The sequence below is a fragment of the Paenibacillus sp. FSL R5-0744 genome, assembly GCF_037972555.1.
GTDB lineage: Bacteria > Bacillota > Bacilli > Paenibacillales > Paenibacillaceae > Paenibacillus_AQ.
In genome coordinates, this window is the sequence record NZ_CP150228.1 from 3,621,373 (window position 1) to 3,640,162 (window position 18,790).

Sequence of the window (18,790 nt, forward strand, 5' to 3'; positions counted from 1 at the left end):
AGAGGTGCCTTATTTTGGTGTATTAGTTTTATCGGATTAGGATACTCACTCGGTTCACTATGGGAAAAGCTGCTGCTATCTATTGAGCGATGTCATGTCATAAAGCGAAATGTATTAAGGGAGAGGATGCGGCATGAGTCAAGCGAAAGAGCGGATAACTGCCTTTGATTTTGCAAGAGCATTGGCGATCTTCGGCATGGTAATGGTGAACTATAAGCTAGCGATGCAGGCAGAGAGTGGCGGACCTGCATGGTTGCAAGCGATAGCGGGCCTTTTTGAGGGGAGAGCATCCGCCTTGTTTGTCGTGTTGGCTGGTATTGGGGTGGCATTAATGACCTCGAAAGCCCGTAACTCAATGAGCTGGGAACTCATTCCTCAAATCCGGAACAGCTTGTACAAGAGAGCTGCTTTTCTGTTTATCTCTGGCGTGCTTTTATTGCTAATAGGCTGGAGTGCCGATATTTTGCATTATTATGCGGTATTTATGCTTGTAGCTGCAGTCTTGATCACCGTATCCGATAATATAATACTAGTTTTGTTTTCGATAATCCTGATAGCATCGCAGTTGTTTTTAGTCGTATTCGATTACAGCAAGGGATGGGACTCGAGTTTTAAGGAATACATGGGCTTTTGGACGATAGAAGGGTTTACTCGCAATCTGTTATTTAACGGATTTCATCCCATTTTTCCTTGGCTGAGCTTCTTCCTCATCGGCATGTGGATTGGCAGGAAGCGTTGGCTGAATAAGGAAAACCGTTCGAAATTACTAGTATATTCGTTGTCAGGAACGGTTGTTTTTGAATCGATTTCTTTCTTCTTGGTTAAATGGACCTCCCCAATATTGAGTAAAGAAGCAGCAACTTATCTTTTTGGAACAAAACCGATGCCGCCCACAATGCTGTATGTTTTCTCTGGCATTTGTTCAGCTGTCGCCATCATTGCGATCTGTCTTTATGTGGTCGATAAATTTGAAAATTCCCTTCTGACACAGGCGATGATCCATACAGGACAGTTATCGTTAACCCATTATATCGGGCACGTAGTGATCGGAATTGGTTTTCTTATGACAGTGGGTTATTTGGAAAACGGAAGTCTTTCTTTTGCAATGGCATACGGAACCGTTTATTTCATTATCTCCATTATCTTTTCGAGTCTGTGGAGAAAGTGGATGAAAAGAGGTCCGATTGAGCTGATCATGAGAAAATGGTGCTGAGTGGTGTAAGAGGCTTGAAAAGTAACATGTGACAACTTATTATTCAATGAACGTCGAGGGAAGATGCCGTCCATTGTTATCGTTTTAGCTACGCTCCCTTGGACGGTCCAACAGGAGGCTTTTTTAGCAAAGAAGGTACAATGGCCATAGTAGTAAAATGAAGTTAGCGAGGGGGGGGGAAGAAGTATGTCTTTATTCTCACAAACGATAACTGACTTTTGGAGGACGCAATTTTTGAACGGAGACATCCTCTATACCGATGAAGTCGCTACTGTTGCCATCAACACGAACCTGGATAAACACAGTCTGGTTATGGCGGTCCTGATGCATGCGATGGCCGATAAGGTAAGCCTTTATCAACGACAAGACCTGTCTGTGAAGATCATTCGCCGAAAATCGAATGAAGCGGGAGTCACTCTGCATGGTGGAGATTATCTTTTTTATTTTTCAGAAGCCGATGAGAACGTCTTGCTGCAAGAAAACCTGAAAAGAGACTTTCACTGGTTAAACGAGCAAGATGAGGCGGCTTTCTCCGAGTTCGAATCCTGGCATATATGGAAGCTGAATTATTCCAAATTGTCATTGCGTACCTTTTCCCGTTCCTTTAAATATAGCAGCTCAAATCGATCATCATTTCGTTTATAGAGTTCCGTGTCAGTGAGGCTAAAAGCATTACGTTGGGAGCTTCCATTGGAGATTGGTTTATCTATCAATGGGGAATACATCCGCTCATATGGAGTGGAATCATATTCGCTTTGCTTGCTTTCATGTTAATTATGATAAAAATTAAAGCTTTTAGTTCAAGAGCCACATAAGACCCTTTTTTGAAGCCCTACAGGCGCTACTGTATCGGCAGCCTGTTGGGCTAGATGTATTGTCAAGCCAAGTGCGGGAGCGGACCTCCTTGGAACGCTATTTTATCGATTTACCCACTCATACATGGGCCGTTTTCTATTCTCTCAACAGTCGTGTTAGTGCAATACACTTGTGCAGAGTATCAGTTTTAAAAAACTATAAGTGATTCCTTTTAAGGTTAATGTAAGGTTCCTTTAAAACTCGTGTAAAGTAAGAGCTTTATACTAGTCTTTGTACATACTCGAGAATCTACGATCATGATTAGGAACTTATCATTAGGAGGAGCAACATGAATAAACTTAAACATTGGAATACTAAACTACCGAAGTGCATGATTGCCGGCAGTCTTGTTGTCGCATTAAGTACAGGCCCTGTTTTCGGGACGGGGATAGCGATGGCGGCGAAACCAACGATTCAGAACGATTCGTTGCTAGAAGCGGATGCGGCTGTTCATCAGCTTGCGCGCTATCAAGTAGACGCAAGGCTTGATGAGAAGAAGATGACAATTCACGGTACAGAAACTGTGACCTATCGAAACAACACGAAGGATACACTGGACAATATTGTGTTTCACACCTTTGCAGATGCAAACCGTTCAAAGGAAACACAGTCGGGTATGTTCGAAAATTCAAATGAACGAATGGCAAAGGAAAATCCGGATAAAAAACCTGAAGATTTCCTGGGCGGCATTGACATCAACAATGTGAAGTCGTTAGGTCAACCCTTGAAGTTCGATAATACGAATCAGGCACTTAAGGTTGCATTAGGACAAGCATTGCAGCCCGGGCAATCTATCACACTGGAACTTGAATTTGACGTAAAAATTCCTTATGGCTCACAGCGGTTGTCCCATTACAAGAATATCATCAATGGTGCTCATTGGTTCCCTGTGCTTTCGGTCTATAACCCTGCAGATCATACGTGGGACAAAACTCCTTACAGCACTACATTTGAATCCGATTATTATGATTCTGCGGATTATCAGGTAACCATGAATGTACCCGCCGATTATCAGGTTTCCATGCCTGGAACACTGAACGTACAGGATGCCGAAACAGGCCGCAAGATGGTAACGGCCACTGCGAATAATACGAGAGAATTTGTCTTCTTCACGAGTCCAGATTTTAAAGTAGAAAGTGTTACACGAGATGGTCTGACCATACAATACTATTACTTTGATAATCAGAAAGACAAAAAACAGATTATCGATCAATATATTGATCAAGCGTTTAAAGTCATTAACTTCTTCAGCGAAAAATATGGTAAATATCCTTATCCGGAGTTCAGAATTGTTGAATCGTACGTTGAAGGGATCGCTGTTGAATATTCGCGAATGATTCAGATGGGTATGATCGAGGGTCAGCCAGATATTTCAAACCATTCAGCATTTGTCCATGAAATTGCGCATCAATGGTTCCACGCATTAATTGGAAATAATTCCGAGAAGGAATCATTTCTAGATGAAGGATTTGCCGATTTCTCTATGGTATATTTCTATGAGAAACAAGGAAATCCGTTAAATGGATTCAAGGTGATTCAATTCAATGAAGTATCGTTAGATAGTCCGCTTGATGCGACCAATGATAAGGTTGGCGATTCTCCCGACGCCATTTTCTATAAAAAAGGCCGTCAAGCCATCTATGAGTTGTATCGTACGCTTGGCGAAGAGAAGTTTGATAAGTTGATGCAGACATATTTTGACCAGTATGTATACAAAAATGCGACGATCGAAGGACTGCTTCAGGTTGTTGAGAACAAAGCGGGCAAAAAGATCAGAGATGATTGGGAAGCGGATTTGCGCCAGCCCAATTATTCTTTGAAGTCTGAATATCGTCTAACAGCGGACGAGGAAGCCGCTTATATGTACGAGCAATTTAAATCAATTTACCATTCGGTGTTTGTACAGTTTCCAGAGGTTCCGTCTGAAACGATGAGCCGAATTATCGATAAAACGTTGCAGGGCGAGCCGCTAACGATTATCTTGAGCGACCGTTTGACATCGGACAAAGCAACAAAACAACAGGATCAACTGCTCAACCAGTTTCAAGGCTTCTTCCAAATAGCAGGAATAAAGCCAACGATTATAACGGAACGTCAAGTATTAAAAAACAAACTTAAGAAGGAGCTAGGGGACAGTAATATCATTGTCATCGGCAAACCGGATGCGAATGGGTTTGTACAAGCCTTGAAGTCCGGCATCATCAAGCGTGCTGATAAAGTCGGTTTTAAATGGCAGGAAATCATGAATAAGTCTAATCAATCCGGAGCCTACATTATCAAACATCCGTATAACCAGAATCGTCTCATGTTGCATCATTTTTGGACAGGGGACCAATTGAGTGATCAGACGGAAGATCCATTTATGGCTAAAGCATTGGAATCATTGAATTTTTCAAACCATTTCTATCAATATTATGTTCTGAATAACACAGGTAAGAGCAGCAGCGAACAAAAGATCGAAAATCCGTATGCGAAATTATTTGCAGAATAATAAATCACAGGGCAGTCTTAGTCCCGAGGGAGTTCCATGGCAGCCAAAACGTAGCGAACTTGGATAATTTCAAGAACACCGGTTAATTTGGGCTTGCTCAAAGTTAACCGGTGTTCTTTTTTATTTTTACGAGCTTTAAAATTGGAGAAAATTCTGTGACTTTTAATTGACACTAAACATAGAGGAATATGTTGAGCAAGAGAATGGAGAAGAGGAGGCTATGTTTTCATGGACAAGCGAGGACAAGATGAGAATATAACCATTAACCTGCATTTGACTGGTTTATCAATTGATAATAGCTCGGCAAAACTTTATTTTTAGAATGAAACACAATGCAGGTTGACAAGATCAGACCACAATTGTACTATTTAAGTGTGACTACAGATGTAGTCATAACTTGATTTTGGAGGGTTTAGGCATGACAAAAATACCACCCATCACGGATGCGGAGCTCGAGGTGATGCGCGTATTGTGGGCCAGTCCGAATTGTCCTTCCAGCCAGGTCGTCAAGCAATTGGCGGAACAAGTGGGGTGGAGCCCGAATACGACAAGGACGCTCCTGAACCGTTTAGTGCAGAAAGAAGCGGCGGGAACAACACAGGAAGAGGGATCCAAACGGAACTTTTTGTTCTATCCACTCATCAGCGAACAAGAATATTTGAAGTCGGAGACTAAATCGTTCATGAAGAAACTGTATGGCGGCGCCTTGAAACCCATGCTCGCTAATTTTTTGCAGGATAAGAAGCTGAACGAGAAAGAAATTGATGACTTGAAAGCTTTGTTTGACGAGAGTCGCAACAACGATGATCGATAAGAAAATTGATAAAGGTAGAACCATTTAGCCTAACGTCGAACCGCCGCGTAAATCGCGGTTTTTTTATTAGTATAATTCCACAAAATTACTCAGCATACAATTGAGACGATGCAACAACCCCTAATTAAAAACCAATTTATGTAAAGATCGGCATCGCCGATTTAATCTTCCATGATCTAGGACTGCTTCCAACGCCAGATACGCCGGAACCGGAACCTTGGGGTGGAAAAAAACAGCAATAACGAATCCATCGTACGATCAAACTGCTCTCCGGAGGAGTTTTTTTTATTTCATGGATACTAGAAAAGGGTCCGATAAAATAGTGTTGACAAAATATAACTACAACTGTAGTATTGAATTATAACTACACGTGTAGTTTTAAAACAGGATCACAGAAAGGAGTTTTTCACATGAAAGCAGCATCAAAATTAGCCATCGCAACCCTCAGCAGTGTTCTACTATTGGGTTCATCGATGAACCTTGAGGTAGACGCGGCTTCTTCCAAGTCAGCCCAGAAGTCGACGGCTAAAAAAGCAGTCGTCCAAGCTCCAACGGCAGCGGAAAAAAAGGTGGTTGACGCAGAAATTAAGAGAGTGAAGGATTTGACCGCCAAGACTGGAGATACCTATGTCATGTATTATAAGTACAAGGCACTCAACAGCGGACTTGATCTTAACTACTGGGGGCTGACGAAGGAATACATTTCATTTGATGAATATCTCCAGAAAGCATCAACCTTAAAAGGCGTTGTCTTGCAAAAGCCCTCCAACCTGCCAGAAGGTTACACTTTCTCCAAAGCGAGAATCGGAGGACCCTTGGGAGGCAAGTTCATCGATGATTTAAGAGCCGAAGGGAAGAAGAGCGGCAAACCGGTCTTCACGAAAAAAATGGACTGGAAAGAAGCCGACGATATTCGCCTGGAATACACGAACGGGGAAGATACGCTTGCGATTACGAAGTTTGTGGTGGATGCGAAGGAAGGGAAGAAAAAAGGTTATTTTGACGATAACCTTCCAGCAAACATTTTCCCAAAATACATTTATTGGCAAGATGGCGGCAAATTCGGATACAGCCTTTCAACTTCATCCGATATCACCCGAGAACAGAAGATTGAAATTCTAAAAGCGGCGGTCAAGAAGTGATAGGTTGCCTTGAGCATGCGCAGCAGTTCACCCATCCTATGCATTCTGCGCAAGTTAGATTTGGAGGTTGTATATATGAACCGAATACCATCCATAACGGATGCAGAGCTCGAAATTTTGCGGGTATTGTGGCTAAATCCAGATTGCTATTCTAGTGAAGTTGTTCAACAAATGACGGATCGAATGGGCTGGAGCCCGAATACGACCCGAACGCTTCTTAGCCGACTGGTACAGAAGGAAGCGGCGGGCGTGAAGCTGGAGCAGAGTTCGAGGCGTATGCAATTATTTTATCCTCGGTTCAGCGAGCAAGAATATCAGCGTTCCGAGACTACTTCCTTCATGGAGAAGATGTATGGTGGTTCCATTATGCCGATGTTGGCTAATTTCCTCCAAGATGAGAAGCTGAATACGCAGGAAATTGAGGATTTGAAGACGTTATTCGACAATAGCGGCAGAATTGGGGAACTAGAAAAGAGAGAATCTAAATGAGTCCAAGCTTATACGAAACTGTTGTGTCATTCTTCGGCTGGGTGATCCAGGGATCGTTCATGGCAGGCATTCTGGTCATGCTGATCTTGATTCTGCAATTCTTATTCCAAAACAAACTGGAAGCCAGATGGAAATATTTGCTCTGGATACCAGTGGCGATCCGCTTGCTGCTTCCTTGGGCACCAGAGTCTTCTCTTAGCCTTTATAATGTATTGTCTCTGGAATCCTTCATGCCTGGCATTCACCAGCAAATGCAAGATCCATCGATAAGTGCAAGCGAGACAGGAGAACAAGTAAAGGGTTCTGTGGCGGAGAAATATGGAATTGTCGTTAGGATAACGGAATTAACCGCACCCACGGATACATCGGGAAGCAAGCCGGAGAACCATTTCTGGTGGAATGAAATTACAGCCATGGGCGTTGTTCCAGTCTTGGTACTGATCTGGCTTACGGGTGTACTGCTTCTCGTCGCGAAAACCATATACGATCAGCTGCGATTGCAACATGCCCTGCGTGCTGGTAGCCGTATAGAAACGCCTTTGTTATTGGCCTTGTTCCATGATACACGGCAGCAGCTCGGCGTGAAGCGCAAAGTTGAATTTGTTGCCAGCGAGCGTATTCCCGGTCCGGCCGTCGTTGGGTTTTGTAAGCCGACAGTCGTCATCTCTCCAAGTCTACTGATGTCGCTGCATGAAGGACAGCTTCAGTATATCTTGGCGCATGAATTCGCTCATGTCCGTCGCAGGGATGTAGCCGTGAATTGGATCATGCACCTGGTTCTGATTCTCCATTGGTTCAACCCACTTGTATGGCTTGCAGTGAACAGAGCGCGACAAGATCAAGAGATGGCCTGTGATGCCTTCGTGCTGGATCGGATGAGACCACAGCAAAATAATGCGTATGGGCAGACGATCATCCAAGTGTTGGAACATTTCTCAGGAGACCATCGCCTGCCGGGACTTGCCGGCCTATCTGCGACACATAAACAAATGAAAAGGAGACTTATCATGATCAAACAATTCAATAAAAAATCATATCGCATTTCTATCTTAGGGATGACAATCATTCTCGCGCTTGGCAGCGTGACGCTGGTCAATGCCAAGGAAAAAGATGATGGGAACGCAACGATAGCTGTTTCAGTACAATCAGAAGCTGGGGATCGTCAATTAGATATCACCTATCCTGAGGAATTCAATGGGTCTAAGGTAGACCGTGCGTTGTATAAGCAAGAAATGGATAAAATGAATAAACTAGCGGCGGATGCAGCTAAGGCACTTCCTGCAGAGGATAAAAAATATATCGACGATGAAATCAATCGCGTGAAGGAATTGGTTAAAGAGACGGGAGACACGTATGTCATCTATCATAAATATAACGCGTTGAACAGCGGACTTGATCTTAGCTATTGGGGGCTGACGAAGGAATATGCTTCCTTTGATGAATATCTTCAGAAAGCAGCAACCTTAAAAGGCGCTGTCTTGCAAGAGCCTTCCAACCTGCCAGAAGGCTACACTTTCTCCAAAGCGAGAATCGGAGGACCCTTGGGAGACAAGTTCATCGATGATTTGAGAGCTGAAGGGAAGAAGAGCGGCAAACCGGTCTTCACGAAAAAAATGGACTGGAAAGAAGCCAACGATATTCGCCTGGAATACACGAACGGGAAAGATACGCTTGCGATTACGAAGTATACTGTGGACGCCGATGGAACTAAGAATAATGGATTTTTTGACGATGATTTACCGGAAAATGTTTTCCCGAAATACGTTTTTTGGCAAGATGGCGGTAAATTTGGATATAGCATTTCAACCTCATCGGATCTATCACGACAAGAGAAGATCGAAATTCTGAAAGCTGCAATTAAAAAATAACATCTCAAGGCAGGCGCCCATATCACCCTAGAACTAGGGTCGATATGGGCTTTTTATGTTGGAACAATTGATATAAGTGAATGATTATCTTAGTAAAATGCTTATCATATAAAAAGTGAGGTGAGTGATGGGCAGTGGACGGCAACACTGCGGTTTGCTTCGATGGATGAAGTTACGAACTATTACTGTCCAATGACAGAAAAGTGCCTACATTGTGGTTTATTGACTTAAAGTTACTTACATAGTCGCGCTATGATGATTTATGCACTAAGAAATGTCCTGTATGAAAAGTCTAAGATAAATAAAAAGGACAGGGAAGGGATCCGCTCGGAGGTAAGGCACCACAGACCAGTCGGAAGGAGTAAAGAAGAAAGCTAAGAGAGCACATCGTTAACAGTGATTAGAAAATCTATTCTTTACCGATCGTTCTCAATATGTTACATTTACTATTAGGGAGGGGATCGAATGGCAAGAAGCAAAGAATTCGAAGAGAACGAAGTATTAGATAAGGCGATGAAGCTTTTTTGGGAACAGGGTTACGAGAAGACATCTTTGACAGATCTTGTAGAGCATATGGGAGTTCATCGAAGAAGTTTATATGACACATTTGGCGACAAGCATACGCTGTTTTTGAAAGCCATGGACCGTTTTCGCGATAAAGTGAATGCTGAGCTTACGAGGGAAGTTAAACGTTCCAAGACTGCAACTGAGGCACTTCAGCTTATCTTTAGTTTCATAATAAATGGTGAAGAAGATTCGCCCTCAGGCTGTTTGATGGTGAATTCAGCGGTGGAACTAGCAATGCGCGATGCCAATGTGGATTTGAAGTCCACTGAATCGTTCACATTATCAGAGAAGCTGCTCAAAGATATTATTTTGTGGGGGCAGCAGGATGAAGAATTTAGCTCGGATTACAATGCCGACGATCTAGCGGAACATCTGCATTCTGTTTGTGTGGGGTTAAGGGTAATGACAAGGACCTCAGTGCCTAAAGAAAAATTACATCGAATAGCCGATTTATCAATTAAACTTGTACATAAGTAATTATTATTTAAAAATAATTGCTTATACATATTCTAGAATGATTGTTCTCATAACTGAGTGTTGTCTCGTTTATAGATCTCTTTAAACGAACCTTCTTGAATATTTTTTAGAATGATCGTTCTCAAAATATGTTTCTTTCCTTGCTTTAGTTTTCTTTCATGAATGATCTATTCTTGTGTTCATTTTAGAATGATCATTCCCGTATAGTAGTTAAAAGATGAATAAAAGGAGTAAATAAAATGATAATTTCTGAACAAGTGGCATTTGTAACTGGAGCAAACCGAGGTTTTGGCCGCCATCTCACCCTTGAACTTTTATCCAGAGGGGCTAAGGTTTATGCAGGTGCAAGAAATCCGGAAACCATTGATATTCCAGGCGTTATACCTGTAAAGCTTGATATTACCAACACTCAAGAAGTTGAAGCAGCTGCTATCCTCGCTAAGGACGTTACGCTTTTAATCAACAATGCAGGATCATCTACTGGCGCTTCATTGCTGGAAGGTGATGTGGACAAAATACAGTTGGAGTTTGATACGCACTTCTTCGGTACGCTATACATGGTTCGTGCTTTTGCACCGATCATTGAGAAAAACGGGGGAGGATCGGTTTTAAATATTCTTTCCGCATTATCTTGGTTTAGTTCCGGAACTGCGGGTGCTTATACAGCCGCGAAGGCTGCAGCATGGGCATTGACGAACGATTTACGTATAAACTTGTATCCACATAATGTGAGAGTAGCAGGATTACATGTTGGCTTTATGGAGACAGACATGACATCCAGCTTAGAAGTTCCCAAAGTAAGCCCTGCAGATATCGCAAAAATAGCTATTGATGGCATAGAATCTGGCAGTTTTGAAATTATTGCTGATGATAACAGCCGAATGATACAAGGTGGACTTGCAGGTGGCGTTCCTGCACTGTACCCTCATCTTTCTTAATAACAATTTCATTTCTAACTTAATTTATAGAGGAGACTACAAAATGAACAAATTCGTCCATTTCAAGAGATGGCGGATTCGAATGGGGGAGAACAAAACAAGGTTACCCAGCGAATTGGATCCCAATCAGCCACAACCTTTACTAGACGAGAGTACGGCTCGGACCCTAAAATCTAGCGTGTAACGGTTCGTAAAAAATTCCATCGAGGGATTGACTCGTACTTGTATCTCGAAGATAAATTGACTGAATTAGAACAACATTAAAGTACCGCTACATAAGAGAATATCCATTAAGAAATGCGTGATATGTTAGATAGGGTTTTTCCTGGCAAAATCATGATTTCTAAATACCGAAGGCTATTACCTAATGGAGATAGTCTTTTTGATTGAAGAAAAATTTTTTTGATGATAGATTTTTTGTTATCATTATAGGGAGGGTGACATTTATATTTATGTAGGTAACTTTTTGTCATTGTACATGTACAACATCCTAGATGTAAACAGGGCTTATTCCAACTCAAAGACATATGTACAAAATACGGGTTTTGTGAGAAAGTAGTACATAAATTAATGGAACAAGCCAATTTAAACCATACTAATGCCAATTAGCTGTCCATAATTGATATCTATACAATATTCAAAATTGTTCATACTAGCTTCCCTTTCATGAACAATTGAATCTCTTTTTAGATATTGATTTGTCTCTAACGAGTATTAAACTTTAAAGTGTATCAGAATCTCGGATTAAACTTTGTGTAGTTATATTTATATGTTTATTGCTGATTGTTCTTTACGTACCTCTTAAATAAAAAAGCTAATCATTACCATTAATTAACTTATATCAGTATCTTCATACCGTTCAGTCTTATAGCTTCAATTATAAAACATTTCTTTAGCTATCCTTAATTGTCTTTCCCGTTCTTTAGTGGCAGACTCGGCCACTGAGGAATTATTGGATATGTTTATCATTTTAACAGCATAGTCACTGCTTACCATAGCGTGTCCTCTCATATGTCCAGTTGCAATGGCTTGTGCAAAAGAACGAGCAGCATACTTACTTGCTTCGGTTGTGGACTCTTTCGCTAATTCATTGACTATGAATCCAACTTTTCTTAAGTCAAAGGTTCTGATACCACCAACTATACGTTTTTCTAGCGTTTCTATCCCTAAATCAATGCGCGGGTCATTTATAAGATGTTGATCCAGATGATCCAGGTGTTCAACAGCAACGCTCAAAGCCCATTTGGCCAGGAACTTCTGCGGTAATTTTTCAAGTGTCTCTTCAAGTTGATTTCTTAATTCAATATTGTCTACAATCTTTATCTTAGGACTACTGTAAGTAAATTCGTTAGTTGATTTTATTTGCTGCTCATGTTTATTCCAAGCATATTCCTCAATGTTCAAACGATCTCTCCCCCATTAAAGCACGGCACTCTTTAATTGTTTCAGATCTTCTTTCATAAAAAGCGTATACCACACTGAAAAAATGTAAATTAGCCAGATTCTACGCGAATAATCACCTTTATTACTCCGATGCTGGATAAACATTTCTTCGATGATATTCATATTGAATATTTCTTCAATACCACTATAGCGTATTTGCTCAAACATTATATCTGAAATCGGGGTCTTAAGCCAATCACGAATCGGTACGGGAAATCCTAATTTCGGGCGATTCACAATATTATCAGGAACAATTCCTTCCATAGCTTTACGCAAAGCGAGTTTTGTTGTATTTTTGCCAATCCGATTGGAGACTGGAATTTTACTAGCCGTTTCGAAAACCTCTTTATCTAGAAACGGGACTCTTAATTCCAATGAATGTGCCATAGACAGCTTATCTGCTTTTGACAAAATATCGCCAGGCAACCAAAAATTCATATCAATAAACTGCATTCTTGTCGTAGGATCTAGGTGCACTGTCTTATCATAAAAAGGCTTAACGATATCCGTCGGATGTAAAAAGCTATTTTGAGCGTGCACCGACTCATGGAGCAAGTTCATCTTTCCGCTTTTGTTAAAGATATTAGCATTACCGAAAAAGCGTTCCTCTAAAGGTGTCAGCCCCCGAAGTAAATAGTTTTTTCCATAAAAATGATATGGATATATAGACAATGATTTTCGTAACGAATCCTTTATGAAATTGGGCATCCATGAAATGGGTCTTAGTGCATCTGGCTCTCTATAGATCCGGTATCCTCCGAATAATTCATCAGCGCCTTCCCCGGATAGGACAACCGTGACATGATCTTTTGCAAGCTGATTGAGATGATAAAGAGCGATGGCGGAAGGATCCGCGACAGGCTCATCTAGATGCCATACTGTTTTCGGAATACTATCAAAAAAGTCTTCTGTAGATAAAATGTGAAAATAATGATCCGTTCCCAGTTTAGCTGCCGTTTGATTTGCAATGATGGTTTCATTGTTTACCCCTTCAAATCCTATCGAAAAGGTCTTTGTGGATTCTTCTGCTTTCATCATTGCAGCTATAGCTGTGGAGTCAATTCCACTGGACAAAAAACACCCTCTATTCACATCACTTTGTAAATGAAGGTTTACAGACTCTTTCAATTTCCACTTAATTTCTTCCGCATAGTCCGCTAAAGATCGTTTTATCGGATGAAAATGGGGTTCCCAATATTTCTCGATCTTCATTTCACCTTTAGCGTTAACAAATACTCGCTCTGCAGGTCCTAATTTATGAATATGTTCAAACATCGTATCCGGTTGCGGCACATACTGAAAAGTTAAGTAGCTAAATAAACTTTGATACTGAAGCTTTCTTGGTACTCCGTGAACTGCAAGAATGCTTTTAATTTCCGAAGCAAATAAAAGGTTATTCTCATCTTTGTAATAATAAAAAGGCTTGATGCCAAAATGATCTCTGGCAGCAAAAAGCGTCTGTTCCTTAACATCCCAAATCGCAAAACTAAACATTCCTCGTAAATGATGGACACAGTCCTTACCGTATTCCTCATATAAATGCACAATGACCTCTGTATCTGATTGCGTTTGAAAGTGATGTCCCTTTAACTTAAGCTGATCTCGTAGTGTTTTATAATTATAGATTTCACCATTAAAAACAATCCAAAGGGAACGATCTTCATTTGTCATCGGTTGATTTCCATCACGTAAATCTATAACGGATAACCTACGAAAACCGAGCCCAATTTGAGAATCGAGCCATACGCCTTCATGATTAGGACCTCGGTGATTCATTGCACCTGTCATTTGTTTTAAGGTTTCCTCTTGCGGGGGTTGTCCATTACATTTTAAGATTCCTGCTATTCCGCACATGCTATTGTAGTCCTTCCTATAGTAAAGATTAGGATATAGAGTGCCCACAATTGCGTTGATCAATCATCTTTTTTTAGAATCACGCAGGTGAATCGTACTTTAATCCATAAGAAAACGCCGAATGATTCACTATATGAATCGTTCGACGTGTTTGGATAAGGCTATATAAAGTTACTATTCGATATTAAGCTGCTTAACGATCTTCGCCCCCTGTTTGCGTAAGGCATCGTAATCGTATACTTCTTTAATTTCACCTAACTGGCTTTCAATAATAGTTAGATCATTCATTTTAAAATAGTTACTCAAAATCTCGTACGGTGTCATTCCTGGTTTCTTCCCAGGTACATCTTCTATCGCTTCTTTCCATGGTATGTTTGCCTTATCCATCGTTAGCTCCAAAGCAGCCCCAGTTTCATAACGGATACTTCTTTCTAAGAAGGAAGGCGACTCCGCTTGCCCGTTAGCAATAAAATCATACGCTTGCATAAATGTCACATGGTAAGGCTCCTGCTTGGTAGCCAGCACCATTAAATTACCGCCAGTTAACTTACTATAACGATATTCTAAATACCTTGCAGAACCTTCGATAGCCTCTGTCTTCGTCTCGCCAATTAATTGCGGCCATTTATAGTATCTGTAATTTCGTACAACTGTCCAATCATGTAAATACTGTTGAACGAGTTCAGGATTGCTTTCAGTCATTGCTTGATCCAACAGTTTGAATTCAATACCCATCAATGCGTAATTTTCTTCATTTATAGGATAGCTTTCGATATGCTCAGCACCATTGGCATCATACGTCCAGTCTTTTTGTTTGAAGATATGAAACCCTTCGTGCAATAAAAAAGATGAAAAATCAAAATACAGCGCGGGATCGCTGAACATTTTGGGATAATATTTAAAATACATTGTTTCCGTACCATTAAGATTTAGCGTTCCAAAATTAGCTGGAAACCATGCTGAGAGGGTTGTCGGTGACAAACGACTGATACGATATACCTTCGGTAAGCCCATCGACTCAGGCAGACTGATTTCTTGAGCAAAAATCCCTTTCTTCATAGGCACATTCACAGCAAACCCTTCGCTACGAAACAGACCGCTATCCTTACTCGTTCGCACCAGTAACAAGGGTTTGGAGTCAAATCGATAATCCTTATTCCAGAGCTGATCACTGGATTGCTCAAAATGGTTATACAACTCGGATAACTCTGTCAGCATCCGCCGATCGGTTTCAGGCAAGGATTCAAACGTAGTACGGTAGGTCTTATTTAATAAAATCGATACCGTGCATATTCCAACTATAGCTGCCAATATCGTTAATAGAATGTTTCTTTTTCTATTTCTTTTGCTCATGGTTTACCTCGCTGTTTATCTCTTGTTATATGAGTAGTATGATATAAGCTAAAAAAAACGTCAAATGATTCACTATATGAATCGTTCGACGTTTTCTTATTTACTTTTATTTTATCTCACTCATGAAGTTTCTGAAGTTCTCCACGATTTCTTTCGATCGGGTATGGTGTAAATAATGATCGCCTTCAAACATCATCATCTTCCCATGCAAGGAATCTTTGATCTGTTCTTCATGTAAAGCTGCCCAGCCCTCAACATCCGAATTATCTTTTACTAAGAAGAACATCACGGGAAGTTCTTTAGGGAACTTTAAGTTTTCTGCGGCTTTGAAGTTGCTTGAGAAATGATCTGCTTCGTTGATGATGTTCGGATTCATCATGTTTTTAAGCGAAAGCACTCTATTTTGCTCTTTCGTTTTAGCATCAACATCGGGTGCAATGATTTGATCAGGCGAGAGTTTAACCAACAATCTGTAGAAACCTGATTGTTTAAGTGATTTTAAGGCTGCTGTTGGAAGTTCATCGCCAGCTCCTTGTGCCGGAACACTGCTGTCGATCCCTACGAATGCACTAACTTCGTTTTTGTATTTGTTTACATAGTCTAGAGCATAAATTCCGGATATGGAGTGTCCCATCAGAATATAACGGTCTATATTTAATTGTTGTAAACTTTCATGTAACTCACTCACTATATTTTCAGTACTTCGTTCTTTTTCCGTGATATCACTTAATCCATAGCCAAATGGCTCAATTACAACCACTTTGTAAAATGGAGATAACTCGTCTACAAGCGGCTTAAAATCAATACCCGGCGCTGCAGTTCCATATCCTGGTAATAACACTACCGTCTCTTCACCATTTCCTTGAATTGTGACGTTCATTTTTTTTCCATCTACAGGTACAAGCTGACCATAGGGTTCAATTTTTCCTTTCTCGATTTTGTTGCAGATCACATTAACAGTAAAAACAATGGCTAGAAAAAGCGCTATGGCTATGACTATAACTCCTATTGCTTTCAGTAAAAAGAAAAATGTCTTTTTCATCATGTAATTCCCGCTCCCCACATATTTATATCTTCTCTTCTGTCCATTTCATTCTAACAATCCAGTCTTAGATCCTGTGAAACACAAGTTTAAGTGAACCTTAACTTTCAGCATCAGCTAACAAAATCAAATTAAGCTTCCGTTAAGATAATTTTTATAAATATGATTCCATTTTCGTCCATTTGATATCAAAAAAAAACACCTTTAGATATTCGCTGATTAGCCATAAGACCATTCAACGATATTCTAAAGGTGTAAATTCACTTCATTAGCTAAAGATTAGTTCAAAGATTCTTTACGCGATAAACGAATTTTTTCAGGCGTAACATCATTTCCCTCAGGATCTACAATCGTTACTCCCGATAGACTGTTACGAACTTGTCCACGAATTTCACGTAGATAATCTTCACGCAAAGCGATCTGTTCCACCCATTCACTTTTTGTCAGACCTTCTTCACGTTCTTTCCTGGCTAGTTCATTAATACGAGTCAAACTGGTAATCATCTATGTTCCTCTTTTCTAAGTTTTGATTAGCTTGCTAATGGATGTGGTGAGTAATGCCAGATTCAAGATAAATTATCCGCCATCTGTTTCATAAGCCTTCTTAATAATAAACGTTCTTCGGGTAAAATTCCTGTTAATAATTTATCCAGTTGCTTATTCCATATACGTTCCACAGGTTCACAAAGATTACGTCCGGCTGGAGTTAGATACACTCGGCTTACTCTGCCATCTTCAGGATCTCTTTTTCGAACAACAAACCCATGACTCTCAAGTGATTTCACCATATTCGTAATAGTTGGAGGCTCACAATTCAGACTTTCGCTTAACTGGATCTGTGTCATTCCATCTGATCTCCATAACCGGCATAATAACTGTTCTTGGCCTACATGAAGATTAAATTCTCTAAGCAGCGCTGCATAATCTCTACGCATTTCGGCTGAAATTCTATCCAGTAGTTCTCTTATCTCATCTTCAATCACAGCTTGTTCCCCCGAACCACCTTACAAATTAATTAGCATGCTAATTATATCATGTTTTTAAGAGGATTTCAAAGGTGGACGATTTTTAGATATCACCCACCAACGAATCCTCTTTAGGTTGGTACTTCATCATATAGAAATGATCTTCAATTACTGTTTCTCGGGAGTCTCACTTCAAAGATTGTCCGCACCACACTGCTTTGCGCAGATACGGTTCCATTATGCTGCTCTACTATATTTTTAGTAATAAACAAGCCAAGTCCCGTACTTCCTGTTGGATGTGTTCGTGCACGATCACCCGTGTAAAACATATCAAAAATTCGTGGCAGCTCTTCCGGCTCAATACAATTTCCATAGTTGATTACTTCAACGACTACCTCGTTAGCGTCCAAGTAACCGTGAATATCAATAAATTGACCATCGTTTCCGTATCGGGCCGCATTCGTAAGAAGGTTCTCAAATACACGTGCTAACAATTCCCCGTCACCGTAAATTATCAGATGAGGTGTCATATCCATTCTGGAGATTAGACCATTTTTCTCAAAGACTGGATATAATTCTTCATTTAATTGTAAGAGAAGCTCACTGAGATCAATCGAGGATTTCTCAAGCTTAAGCTTGCCATAATTCATTCTTGTAATTTCAAACAGCTCATCGATCAATTTTTCTAAACGTTGAGATTTGGTATAAGCAATCGTCGTGTAATGCTTGGTCTGTTCAGGCGTTAATTGATTATCTTTCAAAATAAAATCCAAATAACCAATAACCGAGGTTAGGGGTGTACGCAAATCATGCGCCAGATTCAACACGAGTTGATCTTTACTGCTCTCGGCAATGTCTCCCCGCTCAATGGCTTCTTGCATATTCTCAATCGCTAGATTGAGATCATGACCAATCATCCCAAATTCATCTTTGGAGGGTATATCTACTCGTTCGGAGAAATCACCTGACGCTAGTTGATGAATCCCCTTTGATATTTCTTTGAAGTATTTTGCATACGGCTTAGTGAATAAGAAGAAAAATAGAATGGCTAGTGGTATAAAGATAATTAAAAATGTATTTACATCTCCAATATCTCTTATTACATAGCGAACTTTGGTTAGTGGATTCTCAAACTTCACCTCAGAGTGATAATATCGCTGGAGCGCCTTATAGATTAAAAAGGTTATCCCACCGGATACTAGCATACTGGCCATCAGTAGCATAATCATTTTTGTACGAAAACTATAAATCATTTTAGGCATTGGATGTATACCCTTCC

The 18,790-nt window shown here is 40.5% G+C and carries 17 protein-coding genes and 1 pseudogene; 11 read left to right on the forward strand and 7 right to left on the reverse strand.

The features are described from left to right. Positions 1-133 precede the first annotated feature (133 nt). The 11 genes and pseudogenes from MKY19_RS15750 (at position 134) to MKY19_RS15800 (ending at position 11,038) form a co-directional block, all read left to right on the forward strand. Positions 134-1,213, forward strand: a complete 1,080-nt coding sequence (locus MKY19_RS15750; protein WP_339795929.1) for a DUF418 domain-containing protein — start codon at positions 134-136, stop codon at positions 1,211-1,213. 234 nt (positions 1,214-1,447) lie between these two features. Further along, positions 1,448-1,858 carry a hypothetical protein gene (locus tag MKY19_RS15755; protein ID WP_339795931.1) on the forward strand — a complete coding sequence of 137 codons (411 nt, stop codon included), beginning with the start codon at positions 1,448-1,450 and terminating at the stop codon, positions 1,856-1,858. Between the two features lie 26 nt (positions 1,859-1,884). Continuing rightward, positions 1,885-2,028 (forward strand): annotated as a pseudogene (locus tag MKY19_RS15760) (MFS transporter); the annotation flags it as partial. Positions 2,029-2,357: 329 nt separating this feature from the next. Then, positions 2,358-4,559: a M1 family metallopeptidase gene (locus MKY19_RS15765; protein WP_339795933.1), complete on the forward strand. Its 2,202-nt coding sequence runs from the start codon at positions 2,358-2,360 to the stop codon at positions 4,557-4,559. 418 nt (positions 4,560-4,977) lie between these two features. Then, the gene (locus MKY19_RS15770) at positions 4,978-5,373 is read left to right on the forward strand and encodes a BlaI/MecI/CopY family transcriptional regulator (protein WP_076283655.1); all 396 of its coding nucleotides are present in this window, start codon (positions 4,978-4,980) and stop codon (positions 5,371-5,373) included. A 410-nt stretch (positions 5,374-5,783) separates the two neighbouring features. Further along, a complete protein-coding gene (locus MKY19_RS15775; protein ID WP_339795936.1) occupies positions 5,784-6,515 on the forward strand; it encodes a hypothetical protein in 732 nt (243 codons plus the stop codon). A 75-nt stretch (positions 6,516-6,590) separates the two neighbouring features. Beyond that, a complete protein-coding gene (locus MKY19_RS15780) occupies positions 6,591-7,004 on the forward strand; it encodes a BlaI/MecI/CopY family transcriptional regulator (RefSeq protein ID WP_339264886.1) in 414 nt (137 codons plus the stop codon). Continuing rightward, positions 7,001-8,872: a M56 family metallopeptidase gene (locus MKY19_RS15785; protein WP_339795938.1), complete on the forward strand. Its 1,872-nt coding sequence runs from the start codon at positions 7,001-7,003 to the stop codon at positions 8,870-8,872. The genes MKY19_RS15780 and MKY19_RS15785 overlap by 4 nt, the downstream gene beginning before the upstream one ends. 465 nt (positions 8,873-9,337) lie before the next feature. Beyond that, on the forward strand, positions 9,338-9,916 hold the full coding sequence (locus MKY19_RS15790; protein WP_339795940.1) for a TetR/AcrR family transcriptional regulator: 579 nt from the start codon (positions 9,338-9,340) through the stop codon (positions 9,914-9,916). Between the two features lie 239 nt (positions 9,917-10,155). Continuing rightward, positions 10,156-10,854, forward strand: coding sequence for an SDR family oxidoreductase (locus tag MKY19_RS15795; protein ID WP_076298629.1), 699 nt, complete (start codon positions 10,156-10,158; stop codon positions 10,852-10,854). A 43-nt stretch (positions 10,855-10,897) separates the two neighbouring features. Then, on the forward strand, positions 10,898-11,038 hold the full coding sequence (locus MKY19_RS15800) for a hypothetical protein (RefSeq protein WP_339795941.1): 141 nt from the start codon (positions 10,898-10,900) through the stop codon (positions 11,036-11,038). A 689-nt stretch (positions 11,039-11,727) separates the two neighbouring features. On the opposite strand, the gene MKY19_RS15805 is transcribed toward MKY19_RS15800, so the two are convergent. The 7 genes from MKY19_RS15805 to MKY19_RS15835 form a co-directional block, all read right to left on the reverse strand. Continuing rightward, a complete protein-coding gene (locus tag MKY19_RS15805; protein ID WP_339795942.1) occupies positions 11,728-12,258 on the reverse strand; it encodes a putative immunity protein in 531 nt (176 codons plus the stop codon). Between the two features lie 15 nt (positions 12,259-12,273). After that, positions 12,274-14,151, reverse strand: a complete 1,878-nt coding sequence (gene asnB / locus MKY19_RS15810) for an asparagine synthase (glutamine-hydrolyzing) (protein WP_339795944.1) — start codon at positions 14,149-14,151, stop codon at positions 12,274-12,276. A 174-nt stretch (positions 14,152-14,325) separates the two neighbouring features. After that, complete coding sequence (locus MKY19_RS15815; RefSeq protein WP_339795946.1) at positions 14,326-15,504, reverse strand: hypothetical protein; 1,179 nt, start codon at positions 15,502-15,504, stop codon at positions 14,326-14,328. A gap of 106 nt (positions 15,505-15,610) precedes the next feature. Next, positions 15,611-16,549 carry an alpha/beta hydrolase gene (locus MKY19_RS15820; RefSeq protein WP_339264900.1) on the reverse strand — a complete coding sequence of 313 codons (939 nt, stop codon included), beginning with the start codon at positions 16,547-16,549 and terminating at the stop codon, positions 15,611-15,613. A 276-nt stretch (positions 16,550-16,825) separates the two neighbouring features. Continuing rightward, a complete protein-coding gene (locus MKY19_RS15825) occupies positions 16,826-17,050 on the reverse strand; it encodes a DUF896 domain-containing protein (protein WP_149647472.1) in 225 nt (74 codons plus the stop codon). Between the two features lie 62 nt (positions 17,051-17,112). Continuing rightward, a complete protein-coding gene (locus tag MKY19_RS15830; RefSeq protein WP_339264902.1) occupies positions 17,113-17,529 on the reverse strand; it encodes a MarR family transcriptional regulator in 417 nt (138 codons plus the stop codon). Between the two features lie 146 nt (positions 17,530-17,675). Further along, positions 17,676-18,773 (reverse strand): HAMP domain-containing sensor histidine kinase, encoded by a 1,098-nt coding sequence (locus MKY19_RS15835; protein WP_339795950.1) that lies wholly within the window; start codon positions 18,771-18,773, stop codon positions 17,676-17,678. Positions 18,774-18,790 lie beyond the last annotated feature (17 nt).

What these genes read in the sequence shown, in the direction of transcription:
- MKY19_RS15790 (WP_339795940.1), top strand. Translation starts at nt 9,338, where the DNA reads ATGGCAAGAAGCAAAGAATTCGAAGAGAACGAAGTATTAGATAAGGCG.
- MKY19_RS15825 (WP_149647472.1), bottom strand. Translation starts at nt 17,050, where the DNA reads ATGATTACCAGTTTGACTCGTATTAATGAACTAGCCAGGAAAGAACGT.
- MKY19_RS15820 (WP_339264900.1), bottom strand. Translation starts at nt 16,549, where the DNA reads ATGATGAAAAAGACATTTTTCTTTTTACTGAAAGCAATAGGAGTTATA.
- MKY19_RS15795 (WP_076298629.1), top strand. Translation starts at nt 10,156, where the DNA reads ATGATAATTTCTGAACAAGTGGCATTTGTAACTGGAGCAAACCGAGGT.
- MKY19_RS15785 (WP_339795938.1), top strand. Translation starts at nt 7,001, where the DNA reads ATGAGTCCAAGCTTATACGAAACTGTTGTGTCATTCTTCGGCTGGGTG.
- MKY19_RS15775 (WP_339795936.1), top strand. Translation starts at nt 5,784, where the DNA reads ATGAAAGCAGCATCAAAATTAGCCATCGCAACCCTCAGCAGTGTTCTA.
- asnB (WP_339795944.1), bottom strand. Translation starts at nt 14,151, where the DNA reads ATGTGCGGAATAGCAGGAATCTTAAAATGTAATGGACAACCCCCGCAA.
- MKY19_RS15780 (WP_339264886.1), top strand. Translation starts at nt 6,591, where the DNA reads ATGAACCGAATACCATCCATAACGGATGCAGAGCTCGAAATTTTGCGG.
- MKY19_RS15800 (WP_339795941.1), top strand. Translation starts at nt 10,898, where the DNA reads ATGAACAAATTCGTCCATTTCAAGAGATGGCGGATTCGAATGGGGGAG.
- MKY19_RS15835 (WP_339795950.1), bottom strand. Translation starts at nt 18,773, where the DNA reads ATGCCTAAAATGATTTATAGTTTTCGTACAAAAATGATTATGCTACTG.
- MKY19_RS15750 (WP_339795929.1), top strand. Translation starts at nt 134, where the DNA reads ATGAGTCAAGCGAAAGAGCGGATAACTGCCTTTGATTTTGCAAGAGCA.
- MKY19_RS15765 (WP_339795933.1), top strand. Translation starts at nt 2,358, where the DNA reads ATGAATAAACTTAAACATTGGAATACTAAACTACCGAAGTGCATGATT.
- MKY19_RS15770 (WP_076283655.1), top strand. Translation starts at nt 4,978, where the DNA reads ATGACAAAAATACCACCCATCACGGATGCGGAGCTCGAGGTGATGCGC.
- MKY19_RS15815 (WP_339795946.1), bottom strand. Translation starts at nt 15,504, where the DNA reads ATGAGCAAAAGAAATAGAAAAAGAAACATTCTATTAACGATATTGGCA.